The organism is Ruegeria sp. CDSA241, assembly GCF_059611265.1.
On the sequence record NZ_JBXWPF010000014.1, the window covers coordinates 104934 to 117717 of the forward strand.

A 12784-nucleotide genomic window follows, 5' to 3' on the forward strand; every position below is an offset into this window, starting at 1 on the left:
GCTAAATACTTATATTTAAATAATAGTTTTGAAAATGCTCCTGAAGTTGACCAAAGGAGCCAGCGGAAAAAGAGGAAATTTTGCGGGACACGTTAACAGGCAGCCGTATTCGCGAAAGGCGGCAGATCGCCGGATTGCGTCAGGCCCAGCTTGCACGGCAGGTTGGAATCTCGGCATCCTATCTGAACCTGATCGAGCATAACCGCCGCAGGATCGGAGGAAAGCTGCTGGTGGATATCGCTGCGGCCCTGACCGTTGAGCCTTCGGTGCTAACCCAGGGGATCGAGGCGACGCTGATTTCTGCGCTGCGCGAGGCTGCGGCAGATGCTGTTGGCCAGAAAGCCGAAGTGGACGGGCTTGAGGAGTTCGCAAGTAGGTTTCCAGGGTGGGCGGGCGTTTTGGCGCAAATGCACAGCCGAGTGGTGTCGTTAGAGCGAACGATTGAAACCCTGTCGGATCGTTTGACGCACGATCCGCATCTGGCAGCATCCATGCACGAGGTCCTTTCGACAGCCGCCGCGATTCGTTCCACCGCTGCCATTCTTGCTGAAACGCAAGAGATTGAACCCGAGTGGCAAGACCGATTCCACCGGAACCTGCACCAGGATGCCGAACGGCTGGCCGATAGCTCCAAATCGCTGGTGGCCTATCTGGATGATTCCGAGGGGGCCGAGGATCGTCGCGGCGTCCCTCTGGAAGATGTCGAAGCATTTTTTGACAGGCATGATCACCATTTCCCGGAAATCGAAACCGGAGGGGGAAGCGCGGATGTTAATCTGAATGAGATTGATTCCTCTGCCGCGCGAAAAGTGGCGCGGGATATTCTGGACGTCTACGAATCCGACGCTCGGCTTTTGCCTCTGGATGCGCTCAAAGGGGCTTTGGATCGGGGAGTTACAGATCCTTTGCTTTTGGCAACAGAGTATTCAGTCGACATCGCCACCGTGCTGAGGCGGCTGGCCGCCTTGCCCAAAGGGTATTTGTCGCGCCCGACCGGGCTGGTGATATGTGATGCCTCAGGCAGCATTTTGTTCAGCAAATCGGTGCCCGGTTTTGCCATGCCCAGGTTCGGCGAGGCGTGTCCTCTGTGGCCGCTGTTTCAGGCGCTGAACCGGCCGCTGGTTCCGATCCGAAAACGGATCGTTCAGTTGGGGCGAACGGCCGCGGAATTCGATTGTTATGCCTATGCCTGGCCGCAATCCATTTCCGGCTATGATGATGCGCCGGTTTATCGTTCTGTCATGCTGGTTCGATCCGTCGAAGAAAGCCCTCAGGGCAGTCAGGCGGTTGCCCATGTTGGCCCAAGTTGCCGGGTCTGCCCCAATAAGGACTGTGAATCGCGCCGAGAGCCCTCGATTCTGAGCGAAGGTTTTTGACAGTTTCGTGACACTGCGCATAAGCTGTTTCGGACAGGTTGACAGTGGTGCAGCCCGTCTCGGGGAGGAATGAAATATATGAGCCGAAAGGTTCTGTTGATCGAGGATGAGCCGAACATTGCTGAAGCCATTCGGTTTTTGCTGACCCGCGAGGGATGGCAGGTTGAAACGCATGCTGAAGGGACGGATGCGCTGCTGGTGATTCAGGGCGCGAAGCCCGATCTTGTGATTCTGGATGTGATGCTGCCGGGCAAAAGCGGGATGGAGATTTTGCGCGACTTGCGCGAACTCGAAGAACTGCGAAATCTTCCGGTTCTGATGCTAACGGCTCGTGGCCAATCGAAAGATCGTGAGATGGCCGAGAATGCAGGGGTCAGCCGGTTCATGACAAAGCCGTTTTCCAATGCAGAAGTTCTGACCGCCGTCCGCGATTTGCACGCGCAGGCCTCGCGGTCATGAGCATGCAGGACGACCGCCAACCATCTGGTGCGCGGCCGTCGCTGTTTCTTGAGCGCCAAAGTTACCGCCGACGCAGGCTAACCGACGCCGCCCGTTTATTGCCCATATTGGGGGGCGCACTGATTGCGATTCCGTTGCTGTGGCCGCGTGGGGGCGATGCAGCGGACGGAGTGCCGCTGTCTTCTGCGATTCTCTATATCTTCACATGCTGGGCGGTTTTGATCGTTGCCAGCGTTCTCTTTGGGTTCGCCGCAAGACGCATATCAACCGGCGATGATTCCGAGCCAGGTCAAGACTGATGGCAACGCTGAACGTGCTGATCCTGGTTTGTTTGGGCTATGTGGTGCTGTTGTTCAGCGTCGCATTTGCCGCCGACAGAATGGCCGCGGCGGGCAGGGGGGCGTGGCTGCGATCTCCGTTGATCTACACGCTGTCGCTGTCGATCTATTGTACCGCCTGGACCTTTTATGGCGCGGTAGGGAACGCCGCCCGGTCGGGGCTGGAGTTCGTAACGATCTATCTGGGACCCACGTTGGTCATGATCTGTTGGTGGTGGGGATTGCGCAAGCTGGTTCGGGTTGGCCGCAGCCAGAGGGTGACCTCAATCGCCGACCTGATTTCGTCTCGCTATGGCAAGTCGAACACTCTGGCGATTTGCGTCACAATTCTGGCCGTGTTGGGCGGGACGCCCTATATTGCGCTGCAACTTCAATCCATTACGCTGTCATTCTCAATCTTTGCCGAGGCCGACCCAAGCGGTCTTTACCGCGAAGGGTCCAGTGTGTTCTGGGTTGCGGCGGGGCTGGCAGTGTTCGCCATTCTGTTCGGTACCCGCAATCTGGATGCCAACGAACGCCATCATGGCGTTGTCACGGCCATCGCATTGGAATCTGTCGTTAAACTTTTTGCGCTGCTGGCCGTGGGCATTTTCGTTGTCTGGGGTATAGCCGGAGGAGTCGGTCCGATGATGGACCGCATCGATGCCTCTGAGATCGGGCAGTGGAATGTGAATGCCGGACGCTGGACCACGTTTATATTTTTATCGGCTGCGGCCTTTGTGTGTCTGCCGAGGATGTTTCAGGTGATGGTGGTGGAGAACGCCGATGAAGGGCATCTGAGGACAGCCGCATGGGCCTTCCCCCTGTATCTGCTGTTGATGAGTCTCTTTGTCGTGCCAATCGCGGTCGTAGGATTGGACCTTTTGCCCGAAGGATCGAATCCGGATCTGTTCGTGCTGACGGTGCCCCTGTCGCAGGGCAATGAATGGCTGGCGATGCTGTCCTTTATTGGCGGCTTTTCATCCGCCACATCGATGGTGATTGTCACGGCAATGGCCCTATCGACCATGGTGTCAAATCACGTCGTGATGCCGATCTGGTTTAGCCGGCAGGAGGGCGCTGGCGCCGTATCCGGTGATGTCCGCAATGTGGTTTTGCTGTCCCGGCGGATTTCAATCGCCGTGATCATGGTGCTTGGGTTCTCGTATTACCGCATTTCCGGCGGCGGGGCCGCGCTGGCCTCGATTGGTCTGGTGGCCTTTGCCGGGATTTCCCAGATTTTGCCTTCGCTGGTTGGCGGGCTGTTCTGGCGCGGGGCGACGCGAACAGGGGCTCTGATCGGACTGACGGTCGGGTTCTTGTTGTGGATCTACACGCTGTTGTTGCCCGGCATGGGCAGCGCGATTATGTCGGATAGTGTCCTGCAGAACGGACCGTTCGGATGGGGCTGGTTGCGCCCGCAGGCCTTGTTCGGGATCGACGGAATGGACCCGATGGTGCACGCTGTGTTGTGGTCGCTGTCGCTGAACACGCTGGCATTTTGCGCGGCCTCTTTGCTGAGTTTTCCAAGCCCGCTCGAACGTTTGCAGGGGGCGCAATTCGTCAACGTATTCGACCATTCGGTTGCGCTGCGCGGTTGGACCGGATCGGTAGCGCAAAGCGAAGACCTGATGATCATGACCCAGCGCATTTTGGGCGCAGGTCCGGCGCAAGAGTTCTTTCAGGCGCAGGCGGAACAGCAGGGTGGGCGTTCCAGCCTGCCCGAACCTACGCCTGGGTTTTTGGAGCGGTTGGAACGTGAACTCAGCGGCTCGGTCGGGGCGGCGACAGCGCATGCGATGATCGGGCAGATTGTTGGTGGTTCCTCCGTTTCGGTCGAGGATTTGCTCGCCGTGGCCGACGAATCCGCGCAGATGTTGGAATACTCCAGCCAACTGGAAGCGAAATCCGCTGAACTCAGCCGTACGGCGCGCCAACTGCGTGAGGCGAACACCAAGCTGACGCAAATTTCCGAACAGAAGGACGGGTTCCTCAGCCAAGTCAGCCACGAATTGCGAACCCCCATGACCTCGATCCGAGCATTTTCCGAGATCATGCGGGATACCGAAGGTCTGACCAGCGAAGAAAGAACGCGTTACGCTGCCATCATCCATGACGAGGCGCTTCGGTTGACACGGCTGCTGGATGACTTGCTGGACCTGAGCGTTCTGGAAAGTGGGCGAGTCAATTTGAACAAGAGCGGTGACACCCTGCGGTCGGTTTTGGATCGTGCTGTGTCCAGTGCCTTGGCTGGAACCAGCCAGAAACTAACCGTCCGGCGGTCGAAAACCTCCGAACGCGTTCTCCTGCATACGGATTTGGACCGTCTGGGGCAGGTGTTTATCAACCTGATTTCGAACGCTCAGAAATATTGTGATGCCAAAGAACCGGTTCTGACCATTTCCGCGCATGATGTCGGCGGACAAGTCGTCATTGATTTTGCTGATAACGGCACCGGCATTCCCCCGGATGCCCGGCAGATGGTTTTTGAGAAATTTGCCCGCGTCGGAGGCGACAAGGCAGGTGGTGCGGGGCTGGGATTAGCGATCTGCCGTGAGATTATGCAAAGACTGGGGGGCGATATCAGCTACTTGCCCGGCCATGGTGGGGCTGCGTTCCGGGTCAGGCTGCCACAGGCCTACCGACAGGCTGCGCAGTGACGGCTGTATAAACAGGTTGGTAACTATCGCCGGGTTAGACCTGAAAGAGAATGCAGGAACAATCAGCGGTTTTAGGCATGACGCAATCTGTCAGCGCGGCTCTGGCGCGCAAGCTTTCGATCAGTCAGGAGGAAAAGGGTGACAAGCCTCGCTCGATCCTACGTGCGCTGCGTCTGGCTTTTGCTCGCGCGGCAGAAGATCGTTTGCAGATGCCGTTGTCGGTAATCGGCGCCAAACAATCCTGTCGGCCACCAGGTGGGCTGACACAGTCTTTGGATGAGGAATGGATATTGCTGCTCTTTTCAGGCTCTGACAGCAGCTTGGCTGCGATCTGCATGGATATAGGGTTAGTGTCGGCTGTCGTGCAGGCTCAGACAATAGGCGAGGTGATGCCGGGAGCGCCTTCTGCGCGGGGGTTCACCGATACGGACGCGGCCATGGTGTCCCCTTGGATCGAAGAGGGGCTGTCCCGCGCGGCATCACTTGTCGAAACGGCGAGTGACCGCATGTGCCTGATCGGTTTTGAATATGCTTCGCGCCTTGCGGATCTGCGAACTTTGACCCTGGCGATGGTGGAAGAGGAATACCGAGTTTTTGAACTGACAGTCGAACTTGGCGGTGGGCTGAGACAAGGTCAGCTTTCAGTACTGTTGCCTATCCGACCGGCTGAAACGGCCGAGACGGAGGTGATTCATGATGAGCCAGAGGGCAGGCTTGATCAGGCATCGGGCGTGTTGAGAGCAGATTTGAATACGGTGGTCTGCCGGATGCCCTTGTCCCTGGCGACGCTGACAGAACTGGCGGTGGGGGATGTGTTGCCATTGATCGGGGCGCGGCTGGATCGTACCGAGATTGTGGCGATCGACCGCAGCCGGGCCGCGATCGGACGGCTCGGCCAATGCGGAGGACTGCGTGCGGTGCGCCTGAACGAAACCTACCAAACTCAGACATTTTCCCAGCCCGAAGCAAATGAGTTCCTTGAGGCGAGTTCAGCCAGTATACACGAAGAGGGGCCAACCGAACACGGGCAGGAAACAATGCCATTTTCCCGCGGCGCGCTGGGCCTAGAGGGGACAGAATTGAACCTCGAGAATTCGGAACACATGGTTGCCGAGATATCTCAACTGGCTGGTTTATCTGGGGATGAAAGCGCGCTGAAAGGCAGTTAGCAGACGGCTCAAGTCACTGATCTGCGTATTTCTTCCAAGGTTGGACGCAGGTTGTCCAACGCATAGCCTGCCTTGGTCGTCGCCTGAAGGATGTCTTCGGTGCTCATGCTTTCGCACTGCCCCAATGCCCAGATCACAGAACAACGCGTGCCCGATGCACAATATGCGAGAACCGGACCGGCACAGGATTCTGCCAGGTCACGTTGCAAGGAGACGTTTTCGGGCGTCATGGTCTGATGCGTCAGCTCTAGCACTTCGTATTCCAACCCGGCAGCACGCACGGCCTGTCCGATAGCATCTGACTGGAGATCCTCGGGAACTTCGCTGTTCGGCCGGTTGCAGATCACTTTGACAAAGCCTGCCTCGACAATAGTGGGAACATCCTCGACCGAAATTTGCGGCGAGACGGCATAGCGGGGGGTTATCGGTCGAATCTCCATGGCTACTGCTTAGGTCGCGTTTACGGTTCTGTCCAGTTTTGCACCTACGGCAGGAGCGGCATACATCCCTGCGAGCATGGAAATCATAAACACAACGCCTCCGGTTCCGCCATACGTAAGAGACGCGATGGCTGGACCGGGACACAGTCCCGCTAATCCCCATCCCATGCCAAACATGACCGATCCGATGATAAGGCGGCGATCCAGTTCATGCTGCACCATTGTCGGGAAATTCCCACCCGACAGCGGTTTGCGATCTGGAACCAGCCTCCATGCGATCATCATGGGCACAATGGCTCCCCCCATCACAAATGCGAGTGTCGGATCCCAGTTGCCGAAAATATCCAGCCACCCCTGCACCTTGGTTGTGTCAGTCATGCCGGAAATCAACAGGCCTGCTCCGAACAAAGAGCCCGAAAGAAGCGATATCAGATTGCGCATCAGATCAACCCCCAGACATGGCGAAACAAGGCCAGCGTCACTGCCCCGGCCGCAATGTAAAGGATCGTTGCCACGATCCCGCGCACCGAAAACCGGGAAATGCCGCACACCCCATGTCCAGAGGTGCACCCGTTGGCAATTCGTGTCCCGATACCGACAAGCAGCCCAGCCCCGATCACAACCGTCAAATTCGAGGTCAGGTTTGTCTGCGGCCCCGGCGACAAAAACAGGCTTAGCATCAACGGCGTCCCAATCATCCCAGCGAGGAAATACAGCCGCTCGGCCGAGCGGTCAGAGCGATCGACAAGCCCTCCCAGGATACCGCTCGCCCCCATTACACGACCGTTTCCAAGCAGGTAAACTGCTGCGCCAAGACCAATCAACAGGCCGCCTACCAGTCCCCATATCCATTCTGAATACACTGATTTGTTCCCCCAAGAAGTTCGGCTCTAGCCGTCTAAAGTTTGTTCACTGGTAGTTTCAGGAACACGTCGCCATTCTCATCCTCAGGCGGCATCTGACCCGCCCGCATATTGACTTGTAAAGAGGGCAGGATCAGCCGCGGCATGGCCAAAGTGGCATCGCGGGCGTCGCGCATTTCAACGAATTCCTCGATAGGTCGACCTTGCCCGATATGCACGTTCAAGGATTTTTGCTCTTCAACAGTTGTTTCCCACGCAAACTCGTCCCGCCCAGGAGCTTTGTAGTCATGCCCGACAAAGATGCGTGTCGCATCCGGCAGTGAAAGGATCCTCTGGATCGAGTTGTACAAATCTCCGGACGATCCGCCGGGAAAGTCGCATCGCGCAGTGCCAAAATCCGGCATGAACAGCGTGTCTCCGACAAATGCCGCGTCGCCGATGACATAGGTCATGCAGGCGGGCGTATGCCCGGGGGTGTGCAAGACGTCCCCTCTCATTTGACCGACATGAAATCCGTCGCCGTCGCGGAACAAGGCGTCGAACTGGCTACCATCGCGCTGAAACTCGGTACCCTCGTTGAAAATTTTCCCGAAAGTTTCCTGGATGGCGACGATTTGATCACCGATGCCAATCTTGCCTCCGAGTTTCTGCTGCAAATAGGGGGCTGCTGAAAGGTGGTCGGCATGGACATGGCTTTCCAGAATCCATTCGGTTCGCAACGAATTGGATTGGACATATCCGATGATCTCATCCGCAGATCGCGTATTGGTCCGGCCGGATGCGTGATCGAAATCCAGAACACTATCTATGATCGCGCAGGCATCGCCTTCAGGATCCTGAACCAGATAAGACACCGTGAATGTCTCGGCGTCAAAAAATGCTTTCACTTTGGGCGTCATGGTTTCCTCCGCCGGTTAGGTCTTAGTCATATATTAATAACGGAATGTGAAGCAATCAACATTTGGTGATTTGATGCCGGTCAAGGCAGAAGCGGCAAAGTCGGGCTAAAATCCAGGCATCCTGCGAAAGCGCGCCGATGTTAGGGGGCGGTCGGGCGAATTTTCGCGCGATAGAATAACCGAGTGATGTAAGTCTTAAAACCGTTACTAAACTATAGGTAACTGATGACATTTGGGAGGATGGATATGCCGAGAATCGATTTGTATTCCGAAGCCGAACAACTTGAGAAAAAACTGAAGGGCGCCAGTGTTGATACCCGCCTTGCCCTTCAGCCCAGTGTCACAAAGGTCATCGAGAAGATGCGTCTGCAGGGTGTTGAGGTTCCTGCGCGCCTGCGACGCCTGGATGCGGCCCTGTGCGAGGACGTTATGGAAGCGCGTTTCGACAATCTGCCGGTTTGATGGCCGCAGTCAACCGAACGAGATTCCAAGTATAACCAGCATAAGACCTATCACCGACAAAAAGAGCGCGCCCATGTTCCAGGGCAGCACCCGTTGAACAACGGCGCGCAGTTCATCATCAGACAGGCCGGATTTGCGCGCTTTCATTACGTGCAGAATGCACCAAACCAGCCCAGCCAGACCGATAAGTGACAGGGCGGCACCGCCCCAGGTGATGAATTCGAACATCGTTTTCCATTTTTCAGCGTCTGACATGAGCGCTTAACTGATCGCGCTGGCCCGCACAAGCGAGACTGGTTTTTTGCATGCTTGCGGCTTGGCTCGCACCGATGTATCCCGCTTGTTGCCCACCTTTTCAGCATGACAAACCAGCCTCTGGGAGAGACTTAGATGGAAGAGAATACCGAAGATCAGGCCGCCGCGAATTACCGTGTAACCGCGGGTGAGCTGCGCCAGTTCATCGAACGGATCGAGCGTCTGGATGCGGAAAAGAAAGATTTGGCGGAGCAACAAAAAGAAGTGATGGCCGAGGCAAAAGCGCGGGGCTACGACACCAAGGTGATGCGGAAAGTGATCGCATTGCGCAAACGTGACAAAGACGACATTGCCGAGGAAGAGGCGGTGTTGGAAATGTACAAAGAAGCGCTGGGAATGTAACGGCTGCTTTCCCGCTATAGACTCAAGGTCTTAGAACCTGCACTCCGGGCATGGACTCAAGTCGGTCCATGTCCTGCGCATATAATTCTGCAAACGCGTCGACGATTTCCATGCTCCAATCTGGCAGATCAAGCTCTTCTGTTGTGAGCTCGGTTTTGGCGTGTTCCTCCAAAACCGTGGCAAGGTCGTCACGCAAATGTTCGTCCTGTTCCAGGCTTTGATCAATCAATGCCAGACCTTTGGATTTGCCTGAATCGTCTAGAAGTGACAGCAGTAAATCAAACTCGTCAACCAGCGTGTTGTCCGGGGGGAGGGCCGCGATTGCACGGATTATATCTCCCCAGATCAGAGGTGCGTCCTCATTGCTCCAGAGTGTGATTTTGACATTGGGCGCAAGATCTCTGATGTCCTCGACCATGCTGATCCAGCTGAGGCAGCTGATATCGGTACTTCGCATTTTGTCGAGGCGACTCTGTTCAGGTAGCGACATCAGAGCTTTGGGAATAAATCTGCCAGGGCTTAAAAAACCCATACAAAGCTCAATTTCGTGGTCAGGAAAGGACTTTTCAAGCAACTCCATTCGGCGTCCCGCATTTGGGTATAGCTGCCCGTCGTCCAGTGCATTTCCAACATCGCCTGCAAAGCTGGCGCATGAGTAAATCAAACGATCGACCTTCGGAGCCGATCGCAACCCAGCCCGAAGCATTTCCTTTGCGGCACCGATTTCATCCTGGTTTTCAATGGCAGCAAAGGCGGGTTCGAAAATTTGCCGATAACGGCGCGGGCCAAATACGGATGCACCATTTTGATGCAACGCGCCGGTGTTGCGTTGAAGGGACCGCAATACGAGACCTTCATCGGTGAACGCAGCACCTGCGTGGATTGCAACCTGCATATTCGGTTTTTACCCTCGCGTTCGTGCACATTATCTGTTGGGTTACAGGCTGTACTCCGCACAGTCAAACCAGGCGGAGTAAAATCTCTGGGCCAGACCCAGTGCCATGAATACAGAAAATCGTTAAGCGGCGGCAAAATTCTGTCTTGAAGTCCGTAACAAGAGGCATTAATCGACACCAAGTGCCCCTATAGCTCAGCTGGTAGAGCAACTGATTTGTAATCAGTAGGTCCGCGGTTCGAGTCCGTGTGGGGGCACCATTTCACTCTAAGATTCTTTCTATTTCTTGATTTTCCAAAAGTCAGAATGATTGGGACAGCGCAGGCGAATTGCGTAACGAAGAGTTTTTCCGAGGACTTTTTCTGATGACCTGCGTAAATGGGGTGGTGGTCAAAGGCGGCGATTGAATTTCCGCAAGTTGCATCGGCGAAACGCATTGTGTTCATAGCCTTATGGCCTTACTGGTGCTTTCAGCCTAAAAACTGGCCCAACGCGCTGTGCGGGCGTGATGGAATGGTAGACATATCAGACTTAAAATCTGAAGGGCGTATGCCCGTGTGGGTTCGAGTCCCACCGCCCGCACCACCTCTGCCAGCCTGATTGATTTTCAAGTCTCGATGCAGCAGAACCTCTCCCGATTTGCTTTGGTTCGGGTTCGGCGGGAATTGAATACCGGGATTGGTCCAGCGCAAAAATCGGTGTCCTGCATTAAATGTCCAATATCTATCCAGTCTAAGGTGAGGGCCTGTCAGGCTACACCTTCCAGTTCCTGCATGTTAGCATCCCGTAAATTTCTTCAGGAGACACCATATGCCGTTGACCGTAAAACAAATGATGGAAGCTGCGAACTCCACCGTCGAGCGAATCCAGAGAGCCAAAGCGGTCGAGATCCTGGAGCGAGGTGGCCTGCTTCTGGACATCCGCGATGCAGCGGAATTGCAGCAGACAGGGCGTGCTTCGGGGTCACATCATATCCCGCGCGGTATGTTGGAATTTCGGGCCGATGACACTCTGCAATCACATGATCCAGAGCTTCGCAAAGATCGCCCAATTGTCTTGTATTGTGCCTCGGGTGGCCGCGCTGCCCTTGCGGGAAAACTGTTGCAGGACATGGGGTATGAGCAGGTCTATAACCTGGGTGGCTTGGTCGATTGGGTGAATGGCGGGGGCGAAGTCGCCTAGCCAATAGGAAACGCCAGAACCCGAGCTGTGATCGTTCGAAAGGTCAGGTCAGGCGTTGAGGAACGTCCTGACGGCGGCCTCGAACTCACGCGGTTTTTCCGCATGCAACCAATGTCCTGCACCAGGTATTTTTGCAAAACGTGCCGAAGGGAACATTCCGCGGATCACAGAGCGATGTTCAGGTAGCACATAGTCGGACTCCCCCCCGGACAAAAACAGTGTTTGACCACCCCAGGATGCGTCTATTTCAGGAAAGCCCATGATCTTGGGCATTTCAGAGGCCAAAGTATCCAGGTTCAAAAGCCAACGCTGTCCGTTGATGTCGAGTGACTGCGTGAAAAAGCTCTGAAGGGCTTTTTCGACTCCGTTGTCGGCCAGTTGTTGTTCAGCGTCCGAGCGACGCTCGACCCGGGAAAGGTCCACCGCGCGCATCGCTTCAATAAACTGAATCTGACTGTGGCTATAGGCCACCGGGGCGATGTCTGCCACCACCAGTTTGCGCAGCTTCGCGCTGTGCAGCAGGGCTAAAGTCATGGATGCCTTGCCGCCCATCGAATGTCCGACGACATCTGCCTGTCCGCCGAACTGGTCGATAACTTCGGCCAGATCATTCGCCAGATCGGAATACCCATGGTCATGCGTCCACATGCTGTTTGCGTGGTTGCGCATATCAACCGCCACAACTTGCCGCTCGTCAGATAGCCGGCGGGCGATGACCCCCCAGTTCCGGGCCGAGCCATATAGGCCATGGGCGATCAGCAAAGGGGGCTTGTCGGTTGGTTCACCATGTATGATCGTGTTCAGCATATAGCCGTGATACCCGCCGCAATCTGAAACGGCCAGCCCCATTGTGGCTCCTATTCCACATGGGTAAACTGTCAGCTCAGGAGGCCGCAGCATGCCGCAAGACACAGATATACAAATCCAAATTGCGCAGACCATACAGCTGTTGCGTGACAAGTTGGGTGTGCGCGACAAAACGCTGACCGCCTCGGTCAAAAAGGCCAAAAGGCAACTGCCGCGCCGGATATACAAACAGGCAATGGTCCTGGCTCAAGCAGAGCAGATGGCGGCCCATCCAAAACTGCGACTTGTGCTGGACAATCCAAAACTGATCCAGGCCTCGGAAGAGGTTCAAAAACATCTGGGGGGTATCAATTTGGCGGATCGGAGGATGGGATGGTTTCTGGGAATGCTGGGCGGGCTGACTTTTAACCTGTTGGCCTTTTCTGCTTTGTTGCTGATCTTCATGTTGTGGCAGGGGCTTATCTGACCACAAAAAAAACGGCGCCGGATTGGCGCCGTTTTGTTCTTGGATGACTGAATTCTTACAAGTTTGGATAGATAGGGAATCTGGCGCAGAGGTTTGCGACTTCGGCTTTGACTTTGGCCTCGACCTCACCGT

The 12784-nt window shown here is 55.6% G+C and carries 16 protein-coding genes and 2 tRNA genes; 11 read left to right on the plus strand and 7 right to left on the minus strand.

The window, feature by feature from the left end; genetic code table 11:
• Positions 1-77: 77 nt before the first annotated feature.
• The 5 genes from AC2FJV_RS13905 (at position 78) to AC2FJV_RS13925 (ending at position 5981) form a co-directional block, all read left to right on the plus strand.
• The gene (locus AC2FJV_RS13905) at positions 78-1376 is read left to right on the plus strand and encodes a helix-turn-helix domain-containing protein (protein ID WP_281995802.1); all 1299 of its coding nucleotides are present in this window, start codon (positions 78-80) and stop codon (positions 1374-1376) included.
• Between the two features lie 78 nt (positions 1377-1454).
• Entirely contained in the window at positions 1455-1835 is a 381-nt protein-coding gene (locus tag AC2FJV_RS13910) for a response regulator transcription factor (RefSeq protein ID WP_142638139.1), read from the plus strand.
• Positions 1832-2134 (plus strand): hypothetical protein, encoded by a 303-nt coding sequence (locus AC2FJV_RS13915; protein ID WP_496690133.1) that lies wholly within the window; start codon positions 1832-1834, stop codon positions 2132-2134. The genes AC2FJV_RS13910 and AC2FJV_RS13915 overlap by 4 nt, the downstream gene beginning before the upstream one ends.
• The gene (locus AC2FJV_RS13920) at positions 2134-4812 is read left to right on the plus strand and encodes an ATP-binding protein (RefSeq protein ID WP_496690132.1); all 2679 of its coding nucleotides are present in this window, start codon (positions 2134-2136) and stop codon (positions 4810-4812) included. Before AC2FJV_RS13915 ends, AC2FJV_RS13920 begins: the two co-directional genes overlap by 1 nt.
• A gap of 50 nt (positions 4813-4862) precedes the next feature.
• Positions 4863-5981 carry a FliM/FliN family flagellar motor C-terminal domain-containing protein gene (locus AC2FJV_RS13925; protein ID WP_496713952.1) on the plus strand — a complete coding sequence of 373 codons (1119 nt, stop codon included), beginning with the start codon at positions 4863-4865 and terminating at the stop codon, positions 5979-5981.
• A gap of 8 nt (positions 5982-5989) precedes the next feature.
• On the opposite strand, the gene AC2FJV_RS13930 is transcribed toward AC2FJV_RS13925, so the two are convergent.
• The 4 genes from AC2FJV_RS13930 to AC2FJV_RS13945 are packed head-to-tail and all read right to left on the minus strand — an operon-like array spanning position 5990 to position 8183.
• Positions 5990-6421: a protein tyrosine phosphatase family protein gene (locus AC2FJV_RS13930; protein ID WP_142638147.1), complete on the minus strand. Its 432-nt coding sequence runs from the start codon at positions 6419-6421 to the stop codon at positions 5990-5992.
• Between the two features lie 9 nt (positions 6422-6430).
• A complete protein-coding gene (locus tag AC2FJV_RS13935) occupies positions 6431-6862 on the minus strand; it encodes a DUF6691 family protein (protein ID WP_496694229.1) in 432 nt (143 codons plus the stop codon).
• Positions 6862-7284 (minus strand): YeeE/YedE family protein, encoded by a 423-nt coding sequence (locus AC2FJV_RS13940; protein WP_142638151.1) that lies wholly within the window; start codon positions 7282-7284, stop codon positions 6862-6864. The genes AC2FJV_RS13935 and AC2FJV_RS13940 overlap by 1 nt, the downstream gene beginning before the upstream one ends.
• A 35-nt stretch (positions 7285-7319) precedes the next feature.
• Positions 7320-8183, minus strand: coding sequence for an MBL fold metallo-hydrolase (locus tag AC2FJV_RS13945; RefSeq protein WP_496690130.1), 864 nt, complete (start codon positions 8181-8183; stop codon positions 7320-7322).
• A 246-nt stretch (positions 8184-8429) separates the two neighbouring features.
• Here AC2FJV_RS13945 and AC2FJV_RS13950 point away from each other — a divergent pair, with 246 nt between their 5' ends.
• Positions 8430-8645, plus strand: a complete 216-nt coding sequence (locus AC2FJV_RS13950; RefSeq protein ID WP_142638155.1) for a hypothetical protein — start codon at positions 8430-8432, stop codon at positions 8643-8645.
• Positions 8646-8654: 9 nt separating this feature from the next.
• On the opposite strand, the gene AC2FJV_RS13955 is transcribed toward AC2FJV_RS13950, so the two are convergent.
• Positions 8655-8873 carry a carboxymuconolactone decarboxylase family protein gene (locus AC2FJV_RS13955; RefSeq protein WP_142638212.1) on the minus strand — a complete coding sequence of 73 codons (219 nt, stop codon included), beginning with the start codon at positions 8871-8873 and terminating at the stop codon, positions 8655-8657.
• 162 nt (positions 8874-9035) lie between these two features.
• Here AC2FJV_RS13955 and AC2FJV_RS13960 point away from each other — a divergent pair, with 162 nt between their 5' ends.
• On the plus strand, positions 9036-9302 hold the full coding sequence (locus AC2FJV_RS13960) for a DUF2312 domain-containing protein (RefSeq protein WP_142638157.1): 267 nt from the start codon (positions 9036-9038) through the stop codon (positions 9300-9302).
• Positions 9303-9324: 22 nt separating this feature from the next.
• Here AC2FJV_RS13960 and AC2FJV_RS13965 read toward each other — a convergent pair whose 3' ends face one another.
• Complete coding sequence (locus tag AC2FJV_RS13965) at positions 9325-9882, minus strand: hypothetical protein (RefSeq protein WP_281973223.1); 558 nt, start codon at positions 9880-9882, stop codon at positions 9325-9327.
• Positions 9883-10381: 499 nt separating this feature from the next.
• On the opposite strand from AC2FJV_RS13965, the gene AC2FJV_RS13970 reads away from it, so the two are divergent.
• The 3 genes from AC2FJV_RS13970 to AC2FJV_RS13980 all read left to right on the plus strand — a co-directional run bounded on the left by AC2FJV_RS13970 (position 10382) and on the right by AC2FJV_RS13980 (position 11379).
• Positions 10382-10457, plus strand: a tRNA-Thr gene (locus tag AC2FJV_RS13970).
• A 239-nt stretch (positions 10458-10696) separates the two neighbouring features.
• Positions 10697-10782: transfer RNA gene (locus tag AC2FJV_RS13975), tRNA-Leu, on the plus strand.
• A 225-nt stretch (positions 10783-11007) separates the two neighbouring features.
• Entirely contained in the window at positions 11008-11379 is a 372-nt protein-coding gene (locus AC2FJV_RS13980; RefSeq protein ID WP_142638196.1) for a rhodanese-like domain-containing protein, read from the plus strand.
• 48 nt (positions 11380-11427) lie between these two features.
• Here AC2FJV_RS13980 and AC2FJV_RS13985 read toward each other — a convergent pair whose 3' ends face one another.
• Positions 11428-12228: an alpha/beta fold hydrolase gene (locus tag AC2FJV_RS13985; protein WP_399171133.1), complete on the minus strand. Its 801-nt coding sequence runs from the start codon at positions 12226-12228 to the stop codon at positions 11428-11430.
• 49 nt (positions 12229-12277) lie between these two features.
• Here AC2FJV_RS13985 and AC2FJV_RS13990 point away from each other — a divergent pair, with 49 nt between their 5' ends.
• Positions 12278-12652, plus strand: coding sequence for a hypothetical protein (locus tag AC2FJV_RS13990; RefSeq protein WP_282027770.1), 375 nt, complete (start codon positions 12278-12280; stop codon positions 12650-12652).
• Positions 12653-12784 lie beyond the last annotated feature (132 nt).

Bases quoted from the DNA above. Each gene is read 5' to 3' on its own strand.
- AC2FJV_RS13910 (WP_142638139.1), top strand. From the start codon at position 1,455: ATGAGCCGAAAGGTTCTGTTGATCGAGGATGAGCCGAACATTGCTGAA.
- AC2FJV_RS13915 (WP_496690133.1), top strand. From the start codon at position 1,832: ATGAGCATGCAGGACGACCGCCAACCATCTGGTGCGCGGCCGTCGCTG.
- AC2FJV_RS13920 (WP_496690132.1), top strand. From the start codon at position 2,134: ATGGCAACGCTGAACGTGCTGATCCTGGTTTGTTTGGGCTATGTGGTG.
- AC2FJV_RS13925 (WP_496713952.1), top strand. From the start codon at position 4,863: ATGCAGGAACAATCAGCGGTTTTAGGCATGACGCAATCTGTCAGCGCG.
- AC2FJV_RS13930 (WP_142638147.1), bottom strand. From the start codon at position 6,421: ATGGAGATTCGACCGATAACCCCCCGCTATGCCGTCTCGCCGCAAATT.
- AC2FJV_RS13935 (WP_496694229.1), bottom strand. From the start codon at position 6,862: ATGCGCAATCTGATATCGCTTCTTTCGGGCTCTTTGTTCGGAGCAGGC.
- AC2FJV_RS13945 (WP_496690130.1), bottom strand. From the start codon at position 8,183: ATGACGCCCAAAGTGAAAGCATTTTTTGACGCCGAGACATTCACGGTG.
- AC2FJV_RS13950 (WP_142638155.1), top strand. From the start codon at position 8,430: ATGCCGAGAATCGATTTGTATTCCGAAGCCGAACAACTTGAGAAAAAA.
- AC2FJV_RS13955 (WP_142638212.1), bottom strand. From the start codon at position 8,873: ATGTTCGAATTCATCACCTGGGGCGGTGCCGCCCTGTCACTTATCGGT.
- AC2FJV_RS13960 (WP_142638157.1), top strand. From the start codon at position 9,036: ATGGAAGAGAATACCGAAGATCAGGCCGCCGCGAATTACCGTGTAACC.
- AC2FJV_RS13965 (WP_281973223.1), bottom strand. From the start codon at position 9,882: ATGGAGTTGCTTGAAAAGTCCTTTCCTGACCACGAAATTGAGCTTTGT.
- AC2FJV_RS13980 (WP_142638196.1), top strand. From the start codon at position 11,008: ATGCCGTTGACCGTAAAACAAATGATGGAAGCTGCGAACTCCACCGTC.
- AC2FJV_RS13985 (WP_399171133.1), bottom strand. From the start codon at position 12,228: ATGGGGCTGGCCGTTTCAGATTGCGGCGGGTATCACGGCTATATGCTG.
- AC2FJV_RS13990 (WP_282027770.1), top strand. From the start codon at position 12,278: ATGCCGCAAGACACAGATATACAAATCCAAATTGCGCAGACCATACAG.